The organism is Thermaerobacter composti, from assembly GCF_033582035.1.
Taxonomy (GTDB): domain Bacteria; phylum Bacillota; class Sulfobacillia; order Thermaerobacterales; family Thermaerobacteraceae; genus Thermaerobacter; species Thermaerobacter composti.
On sequence record NZ_CP132508.1, the window covers coordinates 726493 to 747546 of the forward strand.

Below are 21054 nucleotides of genomic sequence, written 5' to 3' on the forward strand. Positions count from 1 at the left end.
GCGTCGCCGCCCGCCTGCGGGAGTCGGAGGCCGGTTCGTCCGCCACGGTCCGGCGCGAGGGAGCGGCGCCGTCCTGCGGTGGAGCCGCCCGCCGCCGGCGGGGGCGCCATCCGGTACAATGGAGGCAATTCGGGCGTCGGTCGTCCCGGGTGTCGGCCCGTGTCCGCGAGGGCCGGTCCGACCGGCGCGCGCCGGGTCAGCGGGTGAGGGTCGGCCAGAGCGGCGCGCCCCGCGTCAGCGGGTCCCCGGCGGGCGGTCGGCGGGAGACCTCGGCGGGTCGCGAGCGCGGCCCGGCAGGCCAATCGCCGCCGACGCCCTTCGTCACCGTCCCGCCGGGGAGGCGACCGCCCGGCGAATCGTGGGGGTGGAGGTCATCGGCCAGCCGGAGAAGAAGTACCTGACGTGGCAAGACATCGAGCAGCTGGTGGACCGCCTCTTGCAGCAGATCCGGATCGAGGAGTTCGACGCGCTTCTGGTCATCACCCGGGGGGGCATGGTCCCGGCCTGCCTGATCAGCGAGAAGACGGGCATGCGCAACATCCTGGTTGCCGCGGTGATGTTCTACACCGGCGTGGGCGAGACCCTGGACCGGCCCACCTTCCTGCAGTTCCCGCCCGACCCCTATCTGAAGGGAAAGCGGGTGCTGGTGGTCGACGACGTGTGGGACAGCGGCCGCACGGTGACGGCGGTCAAGCACCGCGTCGAGGAGGCCGGCGGGCGGCCCGCGGTGGCCGTGATGCACTACAAGCCGCGGCGCTCGGTGGTGCCCGGCAAGCCCGACTACTACGCCGAGGAGACCGACGATTGGATCGTCTACCCCTGGGATCCGGAGTCGGAGCGGTGAGGGGGCGCGCCCGCGACGACCCCGGTGGCGCCGCGACCGCGAAGGCGACCGCCGACGCTGCGAACCGCGCACGCGACCGCAACATCGCTTTGGCGCGCCCGAGACCGCAACATCGCTTTGGATCGACCCCGAGCCGGCGCATGCAACCGTTCCGACACCGCGCTGACAAGGGTGCGTAACGCCAGGTCGGTACGCTGACGGGTGGAGGGGAGGCCGTCGTGTCCATCGGGGTGCCCGCTGGGTGCAACCGAGGAGGCGCGCGGGGCCACCGGGTCCACCGGGTCCGCGAGCCGCGGGGGGCGGGGGCGGTGGGGTCCCCGACCCGGCCGGATCGTCCCCGGCGGCAGGTCGTCCGCCGGGGCGGAGCGTGCGGGGGGGTCGTCGTCGCCCTGCTGGTGGCGCTGCTCCTGGCCGCCTGCGGGCAGGCGGGCGTGCCGGGCGGGGCCCACGAGGTGGTCATCGTGCCCGACAGCGCGGACGCCCCGGAGGGTGCCCCGGCGGCGCCATCCGGCCTGGAGGCGACGCCCGCCATCGTGCCCAACCCCGGCGACGAGCGGGTCACCCTCACCCTGTTCTACGGATCCCGTTCGGGCCTGCTGGATCCGTGGCCGTGGCGCCGCACCGTCGACCGCCCGCAGCGGACGGCCGACCTGGCCCGCATCGCGGTGGAGAACCTGCTCCAGCCGCCGCCCAACTCCCCCTTCGTCTCCGTCCTCCCCAAGGGGACGCGGGTGCTCTCCGTCTCCGTCGACGACAGCCAACAGACGGTGTACGTCAACTTCTCCCAGGAGCTGGTGAAGAACCACCCCGGCGGCAGCTACGGCGAGGGTGTCACCGTCCACGCCATCGTGCAGACGCTGACGGGGCTGCCCGGCATCCGCCGCGTCCAGATCCTGGTGGAGGGGAAGCCGGTGGAGACCCTGGCCGGCCACGTCGCGATCCAGGAGCCCCTGGAGCGGTTCCTGATCGTGCCGGGCGGGCCGATCCCGGAGGGCGCGGTGGCGGGGCCCGAGGGGGCGGACGAACCGGCCGCCTCCGCCGGCCCTCCGTCGGGTGGCCACGCCGGTGGGGGCGGCGACGGCGACCGGGCCGGCGCGGCGGGGGAGGGGGCGGAAGACTCCGGCTGGAGCCCCTGGCGCATGGACGTGGACGATGCGGTCATGAACTTCTTCCAGAGCGAGGTCGCCCAGGGGCGCATGCAGTGGCTGACCGACCCCGTCGAGGCGGCACGCTACCTGGCCACCACCTACGGCTTCTACGGCTGGGACGAGTACGTGCTGCTGCACCGGACCGACCCCGGCGAGGGATCGGGACGCGGGGAGGCCCTGGTGCGGGTGCGGCACGGCAACAGCTACTACACGCTGCACATGATCCAGCCCCGCGAGCAGGGCGACCAGGGGATCTGGGTGATCCACGACATCCGCTCGCGGGCGGTCCAGACCGGCCGCAAGCCGGTGGACCCGGAGGTGGTGCGGAGCTGGCAGGAGGAGGTCGACCGCGGCACCAACCTCTGGCGGCTGGACCCGGTGGACACCGTGCGGCGGCAGGGCGCCCTCTACGGGTTCGACCCCTTCAGCGACGAGTTCACCGTGGTGCAGATGGATCCGGAGAAGGGTCAGGCGCTGGTCCGGGTCAAGCACGACGGCCGCGAGTACGAGGTGGTCCTGGTCCAGCCCCTGCGGCGCGGGGAGAAGGGCGTGTGGTGGATCGAGACGATCCGGGCGGTGGCGGCGACCCCGTGAGGCGAGCGAAGGCCGCCCAGGACGCCCCTTGACGGGACGCCCCGGGACGAAGCCGGGGGCCGGCTCCGGGAGGCCGCGGAGGGCGATGGCGTCGCCCGCCGGAGGATGGACTCCGTGGCGCACCAGCGGGCGGGCCCCGGGGGCGGGCCCCGGGGACGGGTGGGTGGCCAAGGGAGGGCGGCCTGGTGGCCAAGCCCAGGCCTGGTGCGGTGACGCGCTCCGCAGCCCGACCGGGCGGGCCGGGCGAGGCGCCGGGCCCGGGTGGCCCGATCCGTTGGGGCAATGAAGCCGCGGGCGGCAGGGGGAACCGCGTTCCCCCTGCCGCCCGCGGCGTCGCTTCCGCGATGGCCTTCGTCACCTTGGCCGGACCGGAAGGGCGGGTCGCGCAACCCCCGGGGCCGCGGGGCCGGAACCCGGGCGACCCGCGGAAGCCACCGCGACGCCGCCCGCCGCCGGCCTACCGCGCCGTCGGACCGGCGCCCGCGCCAGCTGGGATCAGCTGGAGGTGCCGGCCGACTTGCTCTCCTCCTTGCCGCCGAAGTAGCCGACCAACCACGTCAGGACCGCCGACGCCAGGATGGCCGCGACCATGTTCGCGCCATCCAGCGTCCAGCCCCAGTTGCCCGGGATGAACGCGCCCAGCACACCGCCGACGACGCCGGTCACCAGCGAGCCGGGCAGGTTGCCCGGGAACTGGCGGCCACCGATGGCATAACGACCGACGACACCACCGAGGATGAGACCCGCGACGATGGCAGCCACCCAACCCAGCGCGCCCATCATCGGCACCACCCTCCCTTCCCGTCCGGGATGTCGAGCCGGAAGGCCGGGGGCCGTCGGGGTCCGGCCCCGAGCCGGCCTTCCGCCTCCAACGTATGCACTTTCGTCAGGAAAGGTCAAACTCGAGCGGCGATCGCTAGCACACTTTCGCGATGTTGGCAAGTCGATTGGCATGAAAATATCCCGATCTTTCTTCATCGATCGCCGAATATCAGCTTCTTACGCAATTTCATGGGGCTCGTCTCCCTTCGGAGGGCCACCCCGGATGGCGCCGGGCAGGGAGCGGCGTCCGGCCCAGCGAATCCAACCACCATGCGGGCCATGAGGGAATGCGTGGCAACCTTCTCCATCGTGGCCGCCGACCCCCGGGTCGGCATGTGGGGGGTCGGGGTCCAGTCGAAGTTCCTCGCTGTTGGGGCTGTGGTGCCCTGGGCGGAGGCGGGGGTCGGCGCCGTCGCCACCCAGGCCTGGGCCAACGTGTCCTACGGCCCGGAAGGACTGGCCCTGCTGCGGCAGGGGCTCTCGGCGGAAGAGGTGGTGGACCGCTTGGTCCAGGCCGATCCCGGGCGGGACCACCGGCAGCTGGGGGTGGTCGACGCCCACGGGCGGGCGGCGGCCTACACCGGTGCGGCCTGCCTGGAGTGGGCCGGCCACCGGGTCGGACCGGGCTACGCCTGCCAGGGCAACATCCTGGCCGGCCCGGCCGTGGTCGATGCGATGGCGCGGGCCTACGAGGAGGCCCGGGACCGCGGGCTGCCCATGGAAGAGCGCCTGATCGAGGCGCTGCGGGCCGGGCAGGCGGCGGGCGGCGACCGGCGCGGCCAGCAGTCGGCGGCGCTGCTGCTGGTCAAGCCGCGGGGCGGCTACGGCGGCTACACCGACCGCTGGCTCGATCTGCGGGTCGACGACCATCCCCGCCCCATCGAGGAGCTCCATCGCCTGGTGCGGCTGCACCGGCTCTACTTCGGCGCCCCCGACCCCTCCCGCCAGGTGCGGCTCGAGGGCGCCGTCGTGGAGGAGATCCAGCGGCTTCTCCAGGCGACGGGCTACTACCGCGGGCCGATCAGCGGGCGGTTGGACGACGCCACCCGCCAGGCGCTGCGCACCTTCCAGCTGAACGAGAACTTCGAGGAGCGGGTGGTGGGGGACGAGGTCATCGACGGGGACGTGCTGGACTACCTGCGCGACCTGGCCCGGCGACGGCCGGCCGGCGGCGGGCCGGCGACAGGATCCGCGGTGGGCGGCGGGGCCCCGTGACCGGCCGCGTCCGGGAGCCGACGGCCGCCGTCCACGTCCGTCCAGGCTGCCCGGCAGGCGACGGCCGACCTTCCGAGGCGCCCGTGCCGCGGCGGGCGGCCCCCATGCCGCCTGGTGCGCCTCCCTCACGTCGTCGCGGTCGATGTGAGGCGCCCGTGCCGCGGCGGGCGGCCCCCATGCCGCGGCGGATGGCCCTGGCCGCGGCGGATCGCAGGGCCGGCCCTCAGCCGTCCCTCGGGGTGGAGACGGTCGGCGCTCCGCCCTCGTTCGGGGTGAAGACGATCTTGATCGCCCCCGAGGCGCGCCGGTCCAGGGCTGCCTGAAGGGCCTCCCGGTAGCGGTGGAGCGGGAAGCGGTGGGTGACCATGCGTTCCACGGGCAGCTCCGGGTGCGCCGCCAGGGCCTCCAGGACCAGGTCGAAGGTGTGGACGGTGCGGCCGCCCACCCGCTCGAGGCCGTAGCCCACCGCCCCGACGACCTCCAGCTCCCGCATCCAGACGAAGGTCCAGTCGATCTTCGGGATCTCGCCGGCGGCGCCCAGCAGAACCACGGTGCCGCCTTCCCGGGCGAGGCGCAGCGCGTCGTCCAGGGAGCGGCGGGTGCCGACGCAATCGTAGACCAGGTCGAACCCGCCGCGGTAGACGGCGCGGCCGATCAGGGGACGGAAGGCGCGGGCGCCGGCCTCCGCCGCAGCCCGGCCGAGATCGGCGGGCGACACCACCCGGCTGGCGCCCAGCTCCCGCGCCAGCCGGGCTTGCATGCCGTGCCGGGCCGCCACCGTGACATGGGCATCGTACCCGAGCAGGCGCAGGGCGGCCACGGTGGACAGCCCGATGGTGCCGGCGCCGATCACCAGGATCCGCGCGCCGGCGGCAGGCGGGCGGCGCAGGACCCCGTGGGCGGCGATGGCGAGGGGTTCCACCAGCACCGCCCGTTCGTCCGGCATCCCGTCGGGAACGGGGTGGAGCTGGCTGGCGTGGGCCAGCATCCGCTGGGCCCATCCCCCCGGCAGGTCGCGGCAGAAGCCCACCAGGAACCCCGGCGACAGGGTCCCGTCGGTACAGCGCTGGCACAGGTAGGGGAAGCCCCGCTGGCACTGGGGGCAGGGGGGCAGGCCGCGCATGGTGCAGGAGATCGACGGGTCGACCACCACCCGCGTGCCGGCCGGCCAGGGAACCCGGGCGCCGCCCTGCGCGATCACCCCCACCACCTCGTGGCCCAGCACCGCGGGGAAGGAGCTGAAGGGCGAGGCGGAGGGGCTGGTGTGGGCGGCGATCACGCCGATGTCCGAGCCGCAGAGGCCCGCCAGCCGCGGGGCCACCACCGCCCAGTCCTCGCCCCGCGGCACCGGATCCGGCCAGTCGGTGTACGCCACCGCCCCGGCCGGGCCGTACACCAGCCACGGCCAGCGGTGGGCCAAGAGCTTGGCCAGCACCACCCGGGGCAGCGACAGCCGGTAGACCAGGGCCTTCACCTGTGTCCTCCTCTCCCTGTCGAGGCGGCGCGGTGGCGCAGCGACCGCCCGCCGGCTCCGGCCGCCCTCCGCCCTCCGGCCTCCGACCTTGTGTCCCCGTGCGGCCGCATGCCCTCGCACGGCAGCCTGCCACGCTCCATCCCGACCGGGCCTCGGTGGGGGATGCCGCGGGCGAAGGGGCGCGAGGTGGAGGGTTCGTAACTGCTGACCAAACGATCGTTAAATCTTATCAGACGTAGGCGAAACATTTCACCTCCGTTTCCCTGTTCCTCTTTGGTGTATGGAACAGGCGTTTGGTATGATGAGCGAGGGAGGACACGTGGGCCATGCAGGCGACCTTTCAGACGAAGATTCAAGACCAGTCGGTTTATCCGGCGCTGGACGCCATCGCCGCCCTGTACGGTCGCCTGCTGCGCCGGTTGTATGTCGATGTCTATGTTCATCACCGCCCCCTTGTCGAATGCAAGCGGGAATACATTGCCCGCTACGGCATCACGGCGCGCCACTTCAACGCGCTGGCCACCGAACTCAAGGGCAAGGTGAAGGCGGCGGAGGAAGCGCATCGGCACCATCTGGCGCATCTGCGCGGGCAGATTCAATCCACCGAACGAGCGATGGCCAAGCTCCAAAAGCAGGCGAAAGCTTTGGCCTCGGGCAAGGGGCGCTGGGCCGCCCTGTCCCCCGAAGAACGGGCTGCAAAGCGCTGCCGGGTTCGGTTTCGGCTGCACCAGAAGCAGCGGCGGCTGGCCATGCTGCGCGCCCGCCTTGAAGCGGCGGAAGCCCGGACGGGATCGCCGCCGATTTGCTTTGGTTCCCGGCGTTTGTTTCACCGGCAGTTCCACCTTGAAGTAAATGGATTCGCTTCCCACGACGAATGGCGCAGGGCATGGCGCGATGCCCGGAGCCAAAGCTTCTTCTGCATCGGTTCCAAAGACGAGATGAGCGGCAACCAGACCTGCTCGCTCTTTGGCAACAGGTTGCGTCTTCGGGTGCCCAACGCCCTGGCCGCCCGCTTTGGGCGGTATGTTTGGCTGCACGGCATCCGCTTCCCCTATGGACAGGATGTCATCATGGCGGCCATTGCGTCGGGGCGAGCCATCAGCTATCGGTTCGTCCGGCAAAACGGCGCGTGGTATGTCTTCGCCACCACCGAACGGCCCGCGGCCCCGATCACGACATCGCGGAGGGCTGGCGCCCTTGGCGCCGATCTGAACCCCGACCGGCTGGCCGTGGCGGAGGTCGACCGCTTCGGCAACCCGGTGGCGGCGCGTGACATCCGGTTTCAGATTCAAGGCAAGCGCCGGGAGCAGGTGAAGGCCATCCTGGGCGAGGGGGTGGCGGACCTGGTGGCATGGGCCAAGGGCGCCGGCAAGCCCATCGTCGTCGAGCGGCTGGACTTCCGGGCGAAGAAGACCCGCCTTCGGGAAGAAGGCCCCCGCTACGCCCGGATGCTGTCCGCCTTTGCCTACGCCGCATTCATGGCCCTCCTGCTCTCCCGAGCGGCCCGGGAAGGCGTGGAAGTGATCCGCGTCAACCCGGCCTTCACCAGCGTGATCGGCAAGGTCAAGTTCATGGCCCGGTACGGACTGTCGCCCCACGCCGCGGCGGCGGTGGCGATTGCCCGCCGGGGCCTTGGTTTGGGCGAGCGCTTGCGCTCCGGAACCGCCCGCCCTCTACCCGCGAGGAATCGAGGGCGGCACGTCTGGAGCGATTGGCGGCGCATCGCCCCGTCGGTGCGCGGCAAGCTCGCGCACCGGCTCTATGAGCGGTCCTCCGAGGACGCCCCAGGCCGGGGGGAACCCCGATCCACCCGGGCACCGGCGGCCTCAAGGCCGCACGGCCCCGGGTGCGATGGTCTGGCTTGGGGTCCGGGGTGCGATCCCCCGGCGCGAATCGTCGGGAGCGCTGTTCGCCCGGCGTCATAGGCGGATGTAATAAATGCCTATGTTTTTTAGGAACGGTCAGGTCATCGGCACCTGCCGCTGGATGCGACCCTCGATGCGCTCGAAGATGTCGTCCAGCGACCGGCCGGTGATGGTCAGGCCGTGGTTCTTCAGCCCGATCACCGCCGCCGCGGGGTCGGGCGAGCGGCGCACCAGTTCCGCCACCGAGGTCGCCAGCTCGTAGGTCCCGCACGGATAGTTGACCTCCGTGGACGGGACGCCGTCCATCCACGCGTGGACGTGGATGATCGCCTGCACCTCGGGGTGCTCGCGGTAGATCATCCAGTGTTCGATGGCGTCGACGGACACCCGCCGCGGCTCCCGGTCGGCGGGCACGCTGAGGATCATCGCCTGCCGCTCGGGGTCGTAGTCCTTGACCAGCAGGATGTCGCGGCCGATTACCTCCATCCGCGACTTGTCGATGCCGCTGGCGCTCATCCAGAAGGTGTTGCCCTCGTGCCGGGCGCTCAGGTTGCCGTAGCTCAAGCCCCCGATGCCGTAGAGCAGCTTGAGGTGGCGCAGGTCCCGGGGCGAGAGGTACTCCTCCAGCGGGAAGGGTGCGGGCAACAGGTCCAGCGCCGCCAGGCGCCGGCCCGCCTCGGCCAGGGCGCGGGTGGTCTCGTTGCCGTCCCACAGCTCCCGCGGCAGGTCCGGGACGAACACGTTGTCCAGGACGAACCGGGACTGGGCCAGGGGCCGCAGCCGCTCGTACACCTCTTCGAAGAAGGCTGCCTCGTCGCGGGCCTCGTACGCCAGCTGGTAGTGGCCCAGCTCCGGTGTGATGAAGTGGAGGCAGCGTCGCCCGTGCTCCTCGGTGACGTAGATCAGCAGGTTGGAGAGGGTGCGCACCAGGTAGGGGTAGGCCCGCTGCAGGACGTTCTCGCCGGGCTCGCCCTCCATCAGGGTGACCACGAAGGTGCCGCGGGACTGGCGGCGGAAGGGCCGCGGGTCGGCCGGATCGGCCACCTGGATGGCCAGGCCCAGCTCGGGGTCGTCGGCGTCGGTGGGCTGGTGTCCATGGAGGTCCAGCACCCCGCGCAAGCCGGCCAGCACGCGGCCGAGGAAGTCGTCCCGCGGCGGCGCCAGCAACGCATAACGCATGAGAACCCCCTCCCTCACGGTTCGGCACGCGCCCACTGGAGCCGGCGCCGGGCCGGGGCGAGGTCGCGGTCCCGGGGCCGGGGTCCGGCCCGTGATCAAGGCCCGGGACGGTCGCGATGCCCTGCGGTCGGCCGGATGCGGCTGGCACCCTCCGACCACCGGTGGTAGTCTGTCCCGGTCTCCAGCATGACATTTTACGAGGGGCGGCCCGGGTTCCTCCCGTCCACCACCAGCCGGAAGCGGGCGCCGGGCCCCAGGAAGTCCAGCAGGTGCAAGTCGTCCGCCAGCACCCAGCCGACCACGTTGACCCGCTCGTCGGGCGGCAGGTCGCGCAGCGTCACCTGGAGCTCGCCGGCGTACCGCAGATACCGGTCGTTGTCCACGGTGACGGTGCCGCGGGGCCGGGGTTCGGCGGGTCGGGGCGGAATGGCGGTCGCCGACCCGGCGGAGGTGCGCGAGGTCGTGGAACGGACGACGGCCTCCGCGGCGTCTAGGCGGTTGGCGTGGACCGTGCCCTCCACGATGGCTCTTTCCACGGCCGTGATGTCGCGGTGCAGCCGGACGCGCAAGGGAATGCCGTCCCCCCGCCACACCGCCCGCACGGCCTCCATCTCGTCGGTCGACGGCCCCGGGTCGCCGAAGAACAGGGTGTGGATGCAACCCAGCGCCAACAGCTCCGTCGCTGCCCGGTCGGGCGGGAGGGACCGGTGGCGCTCCACCGTCGGCAGGCCGGCGAACAGGGGGCCGCGGCGGCCGTGTTGCGACGGGACGAACGCGGCCACCCGGATCCCCCGCTCCGCCAGCGCCGAGGAGAGGCGGTGCACCCACCAGATGCTCAGGCCCGTCTCCGGCCGCGGGTAGAAGTTGTGGCACGCCGCCAGCCGTTCGGCCCGAGCCCCGGCCGCCAGGATGCGGTCCAGCGCTGCCGGGCGCACGGTGCTGGCGTTGACGACGACGTCCAGGCCGTAGGGATTGCGGGTCATGGCCGCGACGGCGGCGGCGTCGTAGCCGTGGTCGACGCGAAGGGCGCTGAGGCCCAGGGAAGCCAGGGGCTCCAGGTTGTCGGGGGCGGCACCCAGGGCCGCCAGGGCGGACGGGGCCACGTCGGCCCAGAGCCGGAGCCCGAGGGAGCGGGCCCGGCCAGCCAGCCGGGCCAGCCTCTCCGCCGTGGCGACGGGCGACGCCTCGGGCAGGTGCAGGGACGTGAAGACCTCCGTGTAGCCGCGGCGGGCAGCCTCCTCCATCCGCCGCGCGATCGCCTCCTCCGTGCCTTCCGGGCCATAGCCGGGGTAGACGGCGATGCCCAGGGTGCGCCCGGTGGCCGGTTCGTCCATCGCGGGACCTCCTCTGCCTGCAAGACGGCGCACGGGACCGCCGGCCCGTCCCGGTCCGTCCCGGGAACCTTCGCCCTGCCGGCGGCCTCTCCTGGTCCCGCGTCCCGCGGCCGCTTCCGTCCAATTGACCCGCCTCCGGGGGACGTCTACACTACAGGCGAGCTCCGGCGTCGCCGCCGGAACCGCCCGGGCGCGACGGGAGGGCGGGGAGGCCGCCCGATCCCGTCCGTCGCCGGGGCGGCCGCGCCGGCAGGGAGGAACCGCGTTGAACGGGTCACCCGCCAGTCCCCTCCGGATCGCCATCGCCCAGATCGACAGCACCGTGGGCGACCTCGAGGGCAACGCCCGCAAGGTGGAGGCCTTCGCCGCCGAAGCGGCCCGGGCGGGCGCCGACGTGGTGGTCTTCCCCGAACTGGCCCTGACCGGCTACCCGCCGGAAGACCTGCTCTTCCGCCCCGCCTTCTTGGCGGAGGGACGGCGCTGGCTCCACTGGCTCGCGGCCCGGCTCGCCGACGGACCCGTGGCCCTGGTGGGGTTCGTCCACCAGGATCGCGATCTCTACAACGCCGCCGCGGTGCTGGAGGGGGGGCGGGTCCGGGCCGTGGCCTGCAAGCGCTTCCTCCCGAACTACGGCGTCTTCGACGAGGAGCGGTACTTCGCGCCGGGCCGGCGCGCCCTGGTGCTGCGCCTCCACGGGGTGACCCTGGGGGTCAGCATCTGCGAGGACCTCTGGTATCCCCAGGGCCCCGTCCGCGAGCAGGCCCTGGCCGGCGGCGCCGAGGTGCTGCTGAACCTCTCCGCCTCGCCCTATCACGCCGGCAAGCCGCGGGAGCGGGAGAGCCTGCTGGTCACGCGGGCCACCGACTTCGGCGTCGCCATCGTGTACGCCAACATGGTGGGCGGCCAGGACGAGCTGGTCTTCGACGGCAACAGCCTGGTGGTCACCCCGGCGGGCCAGGTGGCGGCCCGCGGCCGCCCCTTCGCCGAAGACCTGATCGTCTGGGACTACGACCCCACCGAGGCGGCGGTCGCCCGCTGGCACGAGCCCCGCTGGCGGCACATGCCGCCGTCGCCCGAGGAGGCGGCCCGGGTCGAACGGGTCGACCTCGCCGGTGGCGATGGCCTCGCCGCATCGCAGCGCGACCCGCAGGCGGGGCCGGTTCGTCCGGACGAACCCGGCCCGCCGGCCGCCGCCAGCGGTCCGGCGCAGCCCGGTCGCGGACCGGCCGCCGCCACCGCGGGGTCGAACGAGGCGGCGGGGGTCGGAGCGGCGGGCGCCGCCGCGCGGCGCGGTCCCAAGCCGCCCCTGCCGCCGCGGCGCGTCGAGGCCCTCGAGGGCGAGGCGGAGGTCTACGCCGCCCTGGTGCTGGCGGTGCGCGACTACTTCCGCAAGAACGGGTTCGATCGCGCCTGGCTGGGCCTCAGCGGCGGCATCGACTCGGCCCTGGTCGCCTGCCTGGCGGCCGACGCCCTGGGACCCCAGCGGGTGACGGGGGTCGCGATGCCGTCGCCCTTCACCGCCGCGGCCAGCCTGCGCGACGCGGAGACGGTGGCCCGCAACCTGGGCATCGGCTTCCACGTGGTCCCCATCGACGCCATCTTCGCCGCCTTCCGCCAGGCCCTGGCGCCGCTCTTCGGCGACCGGCCCTTCGACGTGGCCGAGGAGAACCTGCAGGCGCGGATCCGCGGCACCCTCCTCATGGCCCTGGCCAACAAGTTCGGCGGCCTGGTGCTGGCCACCGGCAACAAGAGCGAGCTGGCCACGGGCTACGCCACGCTCTACGGCGACATGGCCGGCGGCTTCGCGCCCCTCAAGGACGTGCCGAAGACCCTGGTCTACCGCCTGGCGGCCTACCGCAACGGGCGGCCCGGCGGACCGGTGATCCCGCGATCCGTCCTCGAGCGGCCCCCGACGGCGGAGCTGCGGCCGGGCCAGCGGGACGAGGACAGCCTGCCGCCCTACGCGGTGCTGGACCCGATCCTCGAAGGCTATGTGGAGCGGGACCTGCCCGCGGCGGACCTGGTCGCCCGGGGTCACCCGGCCTGGGCCGTGGCCCGGGCGGTGCAGCTGGTGGGCGGCAGCGAGTACAAGCGCCGCCAGGCGGCGCCGGGTCCGAAGGTCACCGCCCGCGCCTTCGGCCGTGACCGGCGCTACCCCATCACCAACGGCTTCCGGGAGCGGGTCCCCGGCGGCACCGCCGGCGCCGGCGGCCCCGGCGGCACCGGCGGCGCCGGCGGCTCGGGGGGCACCGCGGGCGTCGATCCGGCGCCCGGCGCGGGGGCGGGCGGAGCGCGTTGAGCCGGCGGCCGGCGGGCCATCGCGGGAGGCGCCCCGCCGGGTCGCCGGTGGGGCAGGCGCCGCACAGCCCACCGGTCCATCGCGACGACGGACCGGTCCCTCGTCGCGACGGATGGACGGCTCGCCACCGGGCCATCGCCGTCTTCGGCGCGGGTCTTGGCGGAGCCCGATCGGCGACTTGGGGGACGGCCTTCGTGGAGCCGGGTCGGCGCGTACCCCGGCCCGAACGGGGTGCGGCGGATGGCACCTGCGGTCGGGCCCAGGCATGGGCGCTTGGCATGGCCTGGGGGGCGGGCACGTAGATCCTGGTGGGGGCGCGGCCGCTCCCGCGGGAGCGAAGGACAGGGGGTGGAACCGTGACGGGCGACACCGCGTTCCTGGCCCTGGCGGCTGCACCCTTCACCCGGTGGCTCATCCTGGGCAACCCCGTCTGGCGCTGGCTGGTGGCGCTGGGCGTGGCGCTGCTCACGCTGGCCTTGCTCAAGCTGGCCCGTGACCGGCTGGCGGCACGGCTGGCGGTGCTGGCGGGCCGCACCGGCACGGCCTGGGACGACTTCCTGGTCGAGCTGCTCCAGCGGCGGACCGGCACCCTGACCCTGCTGGTGCTGGCGGTCTGGGCCGGGTCCCAGGTCCTGGCGCTGCCGGAGCCCCTGGCCTTCCGCCTGCGCCAGATCGTGGGCATCGCCCTGATCCTGCAGGTCGCCCTCTGGGCCAACTACGCCATCGGCTTCTTCCTGAGCCGCGCCTTCCAGGAGCGGGGCGGCGAAGACGAGGAGGTCGCCGCCGCCCTGGCGGCCGCCCAGCTGCTCTCCCGCGTCGGCCTGTGGACCCTGGTCATCCTGGTGGTGCTGCGCCAGCTGGGGATGGACATCACCGCCCTGGTGGCGGGGCTTGGCATCGCCGGCATCGCCGTCGGCCTGGCGCTGCAGAACGTGCTGGGCGATCTCTTCGCGTCGCTGTCCATCGTGCTGGACAAGCCCTTCGTCGTCGGCGACTTCATCGTGGTCGACAACTTCGTCGGCACCGTCCAGCACGTGGGCATCAAGACCACGCGGGTGCGCGCCCTGACGGGCGAAGAGGTGGTCTTCGCCAACGCCGATCTGCTCAAGAGCCGCATCCGCAACATGAAGCGGATGACCGAGCGGCGGGTGGAGTTCCGCATCAGGGTCGCCTACGGCACCCCCGTCCAGCAGCTGGAGCGCATCCCGGCCATGGTGCGCGAGATCATCGAATCCCAACCCCACGTGCGGTTCGATCGGGGTCACCTCAAGCAGCTGGGCGACTCGGCGCTGATCTTCGAGTTCGTGTACTTCGTCACGGACCCGGACTACCTGCTCTACATGGACATCCAGCAGGCGATCAACCTGGCCATCTACCGCCGCTTCGCCGAAGAGGGCATCCCGTTCGCCTTCCCTACCCAGACGGTCCACGTGGTGGAGGAGGGGGCGGAGGTGCCGGCGAAGGCCACCGCGTCCGACCTCGTCGCGGCACCCAGGGGGGCGGCCGAGGCGGCGGCTCCGCCGCGGGAGGAACCGGCCAGCGGGTCGGCGCGCCGGCCGTCGGCCGAGCAGGGGTAACGGGCAGCGGCGGCACGGCATGACCGCGGCGCGAGCGGTGCCGCGCCGGCGGCAGGGGGGAGGAGCCGTGGCGGGATCCAAGGGGGATCGGCCTGGCATCGGGGTGGGGGTCGGGATGTCGGCCCGGCGGCCCCTCGGGGCAGGGGATGGCGGAGCGCCGGGCCGCCTCATCGGAGAGGAGTCCCGTCGCCCGGGCTTGCACCATGGTCGACCGGCATCGCGTCCTGGTGCCGGCCTCACGATGGCGGTGGTCCTCGGCCTCCTGGCCGCGTTGCTCGTCGGTTGCAGCCGGACGCCGGGGCCGGATGCCGTCCTGCGCCAGTACCTGGACGCCTGGGAACGCCAGGACTACGCGGGGATGTACGCCCTCCTCGACCAGGCCAGCCGTCAGGCCGTCCCCGAGCAGGACTTCACCGAGCGGTACCGGCGGATCGAGGAGGGGATCGAACGTACGGGCCTGGCTGCGGAGGTCCGCGTCCCCGACGACTTCCGCCCCGAGGGCGACGAGGTGACCCTCGCCTTCCAGGTCCGCTGGGAGACGGCCCTGGCCGGCGCCTTCACCCAGGCGTACACGGCGCGGCTGGTCCGGGAGGACGAGGGCTGGCGGGTGCACTGGACGCCCGCCTTGATCTTCCCGGACCTGCGGGAGGGCGACAAGGTCCGGGCCCAGAGCCTGCCCGCCCGCCGGGGGAGCCTGCTGGACCGGGACGGGGAGCCCCTGGCCGTGGACGAACCGGCCCGGGCCATCGGGTTGGTACCCGGGAAGATGGCGCCCGACTCCGCGGAGCGGCTGGCGGAGGCGCTCGGGATCGACCCCCAGGCGGTGCAGGCGCAGCTGGAACAGCCCTGGGTCGAGGACGACCTGTTCGTCCCCATCGTGACCTGGCCGGCGTCCCGGGTCGCAGCGCGGGAGGACGACCTCCTGGCCATCCCCGGCGTGCTCGTCAGCTCCACCCGCGAGACCGCCCGCTGGTATCCCCACGGCCGGCTGGCGGCCCACACCCTGGGCTACACGGGCCCCATCACCGCCGAGGAGCTGACGGAAGAACGCCGCCAGGCGGGCTACGGCGCCCACGACCGCATCGGCAAGCAGGGCCTGGAGCGGGCCCGCGAGGACGCGCTGCGGGGCCAGCGGGGCGGTCGCATCTGGATCGAGCGGGCCGACGGCACGCAGGGGCCGGAGATCGCCCGGCGGGATCCGCAACCGGGCCGGGACCTGCGCCTGACCCTGGACCTCGAGGTCCAGCAGGCGCTGGAGCGGGCGCTGGACGGCGGAGCCGGCCGCGCGGGAGCCGGGCAGGGGAGCGGGGGCGGCGTCGGCAGCGAGGCGGCCGCCGTCGTCCTCGACCCGGCCCGCGGCGACGTGTTGGCCATGGCCAGCCGCCCGGCCTTCGATCCCAATCAGCTGGCCGACGGGATCACCGCGGCGGAGTGGGAGCGTCTCAACGCGGATCCCCACGCGCCCCTCCATCACAAGGCCCTGGCGCCGCTGCCGCCCGGGTCCGCCTTCAAGCCCTTCACCGCCGCGGTCGCCCTGGACGCGGGGGTCATCGCCCCGGACACCGACTTCGGCCCGAGCCCCGAGGCCTGGCAGAAGGACGCCTCCTGGGGCGACTACCACGTCCGCCGGGTGCCCCACCCGCCGGGTCGGGTCGACCTCCTGCGGGCGCTGGTCTGGTCGGACAACGTCTACTTCGCCCGGGTGGGTCTCGCCCTGGGGGTCGAGCGGTTCGTCCAAGGCCTGGGCCGGTTCGGGCTGGGCGAGGAGTTCCCCTTCGACCTGCCGGTGCCGCCCGGCCAGGTGGCCGGGGAGGGCGGCATCCAGGGGGAGATCCAGCTGGCGGACAGCGCCTACGGGCAGGGCCAGGTCCAGGTCAGCCCGCTCCAGTTGGCCGCCATGTACACCGCCTTCCTGCGCGACGGCGACGTGGTGCGGCCGCGGCTGGTCCTGGACGAACCGGCCCCGGCGAGGGAGCAGGGGGGCGCGGCCGCGGCCCAGGCCGGGGACGCCGCCCAGGGCGCGCCGGCCGTCTGGAAGGAGGGGGCGATCCGTCCGGAGACGGCCCGGGTGATCCGCGAGGCCCTGCGCCGCGTGGTGGCGGACCCCACGGGGACGGCCCATGCGCTGGCCGCCACCCGCGGCTGGACGGTCGCGGGCAAGACGGGTACCGCGCAGGTGGGAAGCGGGGAACGGGCGCCGCGCTGGCGCTGGTTCGCCGGCTGGGCGACTCCCGCCGGGTCCGACCGGGTCCGCTTCCTGATGGTCTTCGCCGTCCGCCAGGAGGGAGCCGCCGAGGAGGGCACGCCCAACCCGGCGGTGACGCGGGCGCGGGCCTTCCTCGAAGCGGTGCCGGCCACGGCTCGCGACCCGTCGGACCGAGTCACCGTTCGGTAGGAGGCGATCCCCTCCCACGGTCCGCCGGACGAATCGCTACCGCGGCCGCACGCTCTGCCGCCCGGGCGCCGGGAGACGGCTACGGCGACCGCCGGGTAGCACCATGGGTGGATGCCGGGAGGGCCGTCCCAGCGGTTCCGCTTCCGCCTGGTACACCATCGTGGCACAATAGTGTTACGACGAGGAGCATGGGATGCGTTTCGTCTCCGTGCGCGAGCTGCGGTCCCGGTCCGGCGAGCTCTGGCGCGCCCTCCGGCAGGGTGAGGAGGCCGTGCTGACCATCAACGGCACGCCGGTGGCCGTCCTGGTGGGCACGAGCGAGGAGGACCTGGAGGAGACGCTGCGGGCGGTGCGCCAGGCCCGGGCGCAGGCGGCGGTAAGCCGGATGCGCGAGCGGGCGGCCCAGCGCGGCCTTGACCGGTTGAGCGAGCTCGAGGTGGACGAGGAGGTGCGCGCCGCGCGCCGGGAGCGGGGCCGGTGAAGCGCCTCGTGTCCTCGTGGATTGCCTGCTCAGCGGCCGAATCAGGCCTCGTTTATAAGCCGAGAGACGACAACACCGACGATCTCCGCGTTGCGCGAATCCGCGAACCGGATCAACACGGGCTTTGCCCGGTTCGTCACGGAGACTTTGATCCCGTCGAGGTAGAGACTCACGTCGATCACCTTCGTCCACTCCGCCGCGACGGACCTTCGGTCTCCCCTGAAAACGATCCTCCGGTTGGTGAGGACGAGATCACCGCGGCTGATCGGCACGAGGCCGGTCTCCGTGACGATGCGGCCTCGGTGCCCGCCGACACGGTATCTCACTCCCTTGGCGATGCGGAAGGAGAACCCGGACGAGCCGCCCTCATACCGCCGGTTGATTACCCGCTCCTCTAACAGCTCACCGGGCTCGGACCAGTGCGGCGTCTCGCCCCGACGCAGGACGAGACCCGGGACCATGACTACGGGCAGCGGCTCGTGCTCGAGTTGGTAGAGGAGACGGTATCGATCGAGCTGCTCGCGGTTCGCCGGGATCTGGTCGGCAGGCAAATCGAAGTATTCCGCCAGCTGCTGCAGTGAGCGCTCCTCCTCGGGACTGAGTCGCTTGTCCTCTGTCGCGGCCTGTAGCGCCTGCCGGATGACCTCCCCGCGGATAGCCTGTACGTCCGCGTCAGTCAGCCCCAGCTGCCGCTGGGCCTCGCGGAGCGCGTCGAACTCGTCCAGGGTGACGACGCCGTCGGCCACCGCGGCGGCCACCACCTTGCGAAATTCGTTCAATCGCCGCTGGCGTTCGGCCGCCCTGGCGACCTCGGTCTGCAGCGCCCGGTACGCATGGACAATGCGGTCCCAAACGCTCATGGCGCCCCTCCAATCGTAGAGACGATGAACCCAACAGGCGCTCATGCGGTGGTTTCAACCCCTCTCCGGACTTCCCTCCCGGGGCCTTCGCTTTGTGCCGAAGGGCCACCCAGGACCGCCAGCTTCGGCGGCGGCAACGCCATGGTGTGCCCCCTTTGTGCGGCCCATCGGCCTGCAGGGCCGGTCTCGTTTACTCCGCCCGCCCTTCCAGGCGTGGCGCCCGCCGGCGCCTTTCCTGGTCGTGTTGGCCCAGCCGGAGCGGCATTGCTTGCCGGCCGCACGAGCACCACCCTTGGGCGGCCGGCAGGGCCTCGCAGACGCGGCGCCGGTGCTGCTGGCACCAGGAGGCGGGTGGCGCCAACCACCGTCAGCCTCGACGAGACGGTCAGTGCGGCGCCTACAAGCTCGCCCAGGGCCTTCGCCGCGTTGCTCCCCACCCGCTTTGGCGTCATGCGTTACGGCCTCGCTTGCGAGTTTCGTCCTCCGTACGACGGGCGACACGAAAGGCCGTGGCCCAAGTCGTTCGCCAGCTTCAGGAAGACCCGGCCCGTTGCCTGCGTGGCCGCACCCCGGCGCTTGTCGGACCCCATGCGGACAGACCCTGGGTTCAGGTGTTCCGCGATCTAGACGCACGTCGGGGCCCACCAAGGGGTTGACGACGTCGTTCCGCGGGGGCACCCTACCCGAACGTGACACGGACAGGCCGCCGACTGTCTAAAGTTTCGGTAGGTGCTGGTGGGGGAAAAGCGAAGGAGAGACCTCACCAGGTTGTCCCAAACGGGACAGCCGATCCTTCTGGCCAAGGATGGAGGTGAGGCCTCTCCATGAAGGACGTGATTCGCCGCATCGGGGAGATCACCCTGCAGCTTGCTCGGGTTGTGGAAAAGGCCCTGTGGGAGGCTCCGGACTTTCGAGCGCTGGAGGTGGCCGTGGTCCGAGGGGCGCAGGAGGCCGCGCGGCAACTGTTGGTCACGGCTTTGGAGGCGCTGGACCGGCAGCTGATGGAGCAGCGGGACCGGCGGCAACTGAAGTGCGTCAATCAGCAACCGCGGAGCCTGATCACGTGGGTGGGTGAGATCCAGTGGGAACGACGGTATTACCAGGAGCGGCCGAGCGGCGCACGGCGGTTCTTGCTGGATGAAGTGCTCGGGCTGGCGCCGCGGCAGCGATACTCGCCGCTGGTGCAGGAGTTCGGGATTCAGCTGTGCACCCAAGTGCCGTTTGCGGCGGCAGCGGACTGGCTGGAGCGGGTGAGCTGCGGGGCCGTGCGGCTGAGCGCCATGGCCTTGTGGGCGGATGTGCAGGCGGCCGGGGCCCGAGCGGACGAAGCGGCGAAGGCGCAGCGGGAGGCGGTGTTTGAGCGGGGCGAGATCCCGCCCGGGAGCCGGCCGGCGGCCGCCGTCGACTTGGAGTTTGACGAGCTGTTGGTGCGGGGCCGGCGGCGCGGGCCGGATGGGCAGAAAGAGCGGATTGCGCTGATGCATGCGCTGGCGTATGAGGGCAAGGCGACGGACGCGCGGGGGCGGACGGTGCTGAAGAACCGGCGGGTGCACGTGGCCGTGGGCGAAGGGACGGCGTCCATCGAGGAGGCGCTGGCGGCCTTTGCGGCGGAGTGGGACTGGGCCCGGGTGGAACAGTGCACGGTGGGTGGGGACGGGGCGCCGTGGATCCGCAAGGCCCTTGAGTACCTCCCACAGGCTTCGTATCGCCTCGATCCGTTCCACCTGAAACGGGCCATGCGGCGGGGACTGCAGCACGACGCGGAAGCCCACCGGCAGCTGGCGGCGGCCCTGGCCGAGGGGAAGCCGTGGCGCGAGGTGTAGACGATCCTGGATGCGGCTCGCCGGCGGGCGCGGGGTGAAGCGCGCGACCGCGTCCAAGAACTGAAGCAGTACTTGAAGAACCACTGGGACGGCATCGTGGCCGACGCGAACGCGCGGCGGCTCGGTGCGATCGAGGCGGAGAACTACCACGTGCTGGCCCGGCGAATGAAGCGGCGCGGGGCCGCGTGGAGCGAGCGAGGGGCTCGGCACCTGGCCCGGCTGTTGGCGGCTCGAGCGAACGGGGAGCTCGATCGCTACGCGCGTCCGGTCTGGCAGCGCCGCCAGGCGCCACCGGTGGCCCCGACCCCGCAAGGCCGGCTGTTCGGGCAGCGCCTGAGCCGGAGCGACGTGGAGGATGTCGCCCAGTGGCTGCGGGTGCGGATCCCGGCGCTCTACGGACCCCATGCGGACCGCGAGTGGGTGAAGGCGCTGCGGCATCTGGCCGGCCTTTCTGTGGCGTGACCGGAACATGGGTCGGGGGGATCCACCTACCGAAGCTTGATGCAGTCCAGGCCGCCCACGCCCGTTGACAGGGCCCCCTTGGTCGCATATAGTTGCATCAAGCTGCATCGGGATGCAGCGCGGCTGCCACAACGGCGTGGCGGCGGAGAAGAGGGCAACGGCGCCCCTGCAGGTTCGTCCTGCAGGGGCTTTGTCGTTTGAGGAGGTGAAGGCCGTGTACACCATGGCCGTCGCGGAGCGGCTGACGGGTTTGACCCAGCGCCAGATCCGGTACTACGAGGCCCGGGGCCTGATCCGCCTGGCCCGCGGCCCGTCCGGGCAGCGCCTGCTGACGGCCGAGGACATCCGGCAGCTGCGGCGCATCCGCTGGCTCCTGCAGCAGGGGCACAACGTCCACACCATGCGCGTCTTGCTGGGCGCAGGGGATGCCCTGGGCGCAGGGGGGGATCGACACGGAGGGCGGGTCGACGGTCCCGGATGCCGACGCCCGCTCGGGGTGGCCCAGGCCAGCGGGGGACCGGCCACCGGCAACCGCTGGAGCGAGGGACCGGGCCGGTGACGAAGCCGGTGCCGCCTGCGTTGCCGCTCACCCGACCCGCCACCAGGCGTCACCGCGCGACCCGGACCGCGCTCCCGGGAACGTTCGTCGGTTCGCGGAGACTCGTCGAGATTCGCGGAGAGG

General features: G+C 72.9%; 14 protein-coding genes and 1 pseudogene. 10 read left to right on the plus strand and 5 right to left on the minus strand.

Annotation, left to right across the window (positions count from 1 at the left end; all coding sequences use genetic code 11):
* Nucleotides 1-358: 358 nt before the first annotated feature.
* Nucleotides 359-844 (plus strand): phosphoribosyltransferase, encoded by a 486-nt coding sequence (locus Q5761_RS02920; protein ID WP_318751137.1) that lies wholly within the window; start codon nucleotides 359-361, stop codon nucleotides 842-844.
* A gap of 308 nt (nucleotides 845-1152) precedes the next feature.
* Nucleotides 1153-2586, plus strand: a complete 1434-nt coding sequence (locus Q5761_RS02925) for a GerMN domain-containing protein (RefSeq protein WP_318751138.1) — start codon at nucleotides 1153-1155, stop codon at nucleotides 2584-2586.
* 495 nt (nucleotides 2587-3081) lie between these two features.
* Here the strand turns inward: Q5761_RS02925 and Q5761_RS02930 are convergent, their stop codons facing one another.
* The gene (locus Q5761_RS02930; protein WP_135225045.1) at nucleotides 3082-3369 is read right to left on the minus strand and encodes a hypothetical protein; all 288 of its coding nucleotides are present in this window, start codon (nucleotides 3367-3369) and stop codon (nucleotides 3082-3084) included.
* Nucleotides 3370-3699: 330 nt separating this feature from the next.
* Between Q5761_RS02930 and Q5761_RS02935 the strand changes: the two genes are divergently transcribed.
* The gene (locus Q5761_RS02935) at nucleotides 3700-4623 is read left to right on the plus strand and encodes a DUF1028 domain-containing protein (RefSeq protein ID WP_318751139.1); all 924 of its coding nucleotides are present in this window, start codon (nucleotides 3700-3702) and stop codon (nucleotides 4621-4623) included.
* A gap of 223 nt (nucleotides 4624-4846) precedes the next feature.
* Here the strand turns inward: Q5761_RS02935 and Q5761_RS02940 are convergent, their stop codons facing one another.
* Nucleotides 4847-6097, minus strand: coding sequence for a zinc-dependent alcohol dehydrogenase (locus Q5761_RS02940; RefSeq protein ID WP_318751140.1), 1251 nt, complete (start codon nucleotides 6095-6097; stop codon nucleotides 4847-4849).
* A 326-nt stretch (nucleotides 6098-6423) separates the two neighbouring features.
* On the opposite strand from Q5761_RS02940, the gene Q5761_RS02945 reads away from it, so the two are divergent.
* Nucleotides 6424-8022, plus strand: a complete 1599-nt coding sequence (locus Q5761_RS02945) for an IS200/IS605 family accessory protein TnpB-related protein (RefSeq protein WP_318751141.1) — start codon at nucleotides 6424-6426, stop codon at nucleotides 8020-8022.
* Between the two features lie 36 nt (nucleotides 8023-8058).
* On the opposite strand, the gene Q5761_RS02950 is transcribed toward Q5761_RS02945, so the two are convergent.
* Both Q5761_RS02950 and Q5761_RS02955 read right to left on the minus strand, forming a co-directional pair.
* Nucleotides 8059-9141 (minus strand): class II aldolase/adducin family protein, encoded by a 1083-nt coding sequence (locus tag Q5761_RS02950; RefSeq protein WP_135225050.1) that lies wholly within the window; start codon nucleotides 9139-9141, stop codon nucleotides 8059-8061.
* A 194-nt stretch (nucleotides 9142-9335) separates the two neighbouring features.
* Nucleotides 9336-10475 carry a DUF871 domain-containing protein gene (locus tag Q5761_RS02955; protein ID WP_318751142.1) on the minus strand — a complete coding sequence of 380 codons (1140 nt, stop codon included), beginning with the start codon at nucleotides 10473-10475 and terminating at the stop codon, nucleotides 9336-9338.
* 265 nt (nucleotides 10476-10740) lie between these two features.
* On the opposite strand from Q5761_RS02955, the gene Q5761_RS02960 reads away from it, so the two are divergent.
* The 4 genes from Q5761_RS02960 to Q5761_RS02975 all read left to right on the plus strand — a co-directional run bounded on the left by Q5761_RS02960 (nucleotide 10741) and on the right by Q5761_RS02975 (nucleotide 17227).
* Nucleotides 10741-12774 carry an NAD+ synthase gene (locus Q5761_RS02960; RefSeq protein WP_318751143.1) on the plus strand — a complete coding sequence of 678 codons (2034 nt, stop codon included), beginning with the start codon at nucleotides 10741-10743 and terminating at the stop codon, nucleotides 12772-12774.
* A 356-nt stretch (nucleotides 12775-13130) separates the two neighbouring features.
* Nucleotides 13131-14351 (plus strand): mechanosensitive ion channel family protein, encoded by a 1221-nt coding sequence (locus Q5761_RS02965; protein ID WP_318751144.1) that lies wholly within the window; start codon nucleotides 13131-13133, stop codon nucleotides 14349-14351.
* 241 nt (nucleotides 14352-14592) lie between these two features.
* Complete coding sequence (locus Q5761_RS02970; RefSeq protein ID WP_318751145.1) at nucleotides 14593-16746, plus strand: penicillin-binding transpeptidase domain-containing protein; 2154 nt, start codon at nucleotides 14593-14595, stop codon at nucleotides 16744-16746.
* A 193-nt stretch (nucleotides 16747-16939) separates the two neighbouring features.
* Nucleotides 16940-17227 carry a type II toxin-antitoxin system Phd/YefM family antitoxin gene (locus tag Q5761_RS02975; RefSeq protein ID WP_135225055.1) on the plus strand — a complete coding sequence of 96 codons (288 nt, stop codon included), beginning with the start codon at nucleotides 16940-16942 and terminating at the stop codon, nucleotides 17225-17227.
* 41 nt (nucleotides 17228-17268) lie between these two features.
* Here the strand turns inward: Q5761_RS02975 and Q5761_RS02980 are convergent, their stop codons facing one another.
* A complete protein-coding gene (locus Q5761_RS02980) occupies nucleotides 17269-18087 on the minus strand; it encodes a hypothetical protein (RefSeq protein ID WP_135225056.1) in 819 nt (272 codons plus the stop codon).
* 824 nt (nucleotides 18088-18911) lie between these two features.
* On the opposite strand from Q5761_RS02980, the pseudogene Q5761_RS02985 reads away from it, so the two are divergent.
* Nucleotides 18912-20372, plus strand: a pseudogene (locus tag Q5761_RS02985) (ISLre2 family transposase).
* A gap of 223 nt (nucleotides 20373-20595) precedes the next feature.
* Nucleotides 20596-20931 (plus strand): MerR family transcriptional regulator, encoded by a 336-nt coding sequence (locus Q5761_RS02990; protein ID WP_243123841.1) that lies wholly within the window; start codon nucleotides 20596-20598, stop codon nucleotides 20929-20931.
* Nucleotides 20932-21054: the final 123 nt, after the last annotated feature.

What these genes read in the sequence shown, in the direction of transcription:
- Q5761_RS02930 (WP_135225045.1), bottom strand. Translation starts at nt 3,369, where the DNA reads ATGATGGGCGCGCTGGGTTGGGTGGCTGCCATCGTCGCGGGTCTCATC.
- Q5761_RS02990 (WP_243123841.1), top strand. Translation starts at nt 20,596, where the DNA reads ATGGCCGTCGCGGAGCGGCTGACGGGTTTGACCCAGCGCCAGATCCGG.
- Q5761_RS02970 (WP_318751145.1), top strand. Translation starts at nt 14,593, where the DNA reads ATGGCGGTGGTCCTCGGCCTCCTGGCCGCGTTGCTCGTCGGTTGCAGC.
- Q5761_RS02980 (WP_135225056.1), bottom strand. Translation starts at nt 18,087, where the DNA reads ATGAGCGTTTGGGACCGCATTGTCCATGCGTACCGGGCGCTGCAGACC.
- Q5761_RS02950 (WP_135225050.1), bottom strand. Translation starts at nt 9,141, where the DNA reads ATGCGTTATGCGTTGCTGGCGCCGCCGCGGGACGACTTCCTCGGCCGC.
- Q5761_RS02955 (WP_318751142.1), bottom strand. Translation starts at nt 10,475, where the DNA reads ATGGACGAACCGGCCACCGGGCGCACCCTGGGCATCGCCGTCTACCCC.
- Q5761_RS02945 (WP_318751141.1), top strand. Translation starts at nt 6,424, where the DNA reads ATGCAGGCGACCTTTCAGACGAAGATTCAAGACCAGTCGGTTTATCCG.
- Q5761_RS02975 (WP_135225055.1), top strand. Translation starts at nt 16,940, where the DNA reads ATGCGTTTCGTCTCCGTGCGCGAGCTGCGGTCCCGGTCCGGCGAGCTC.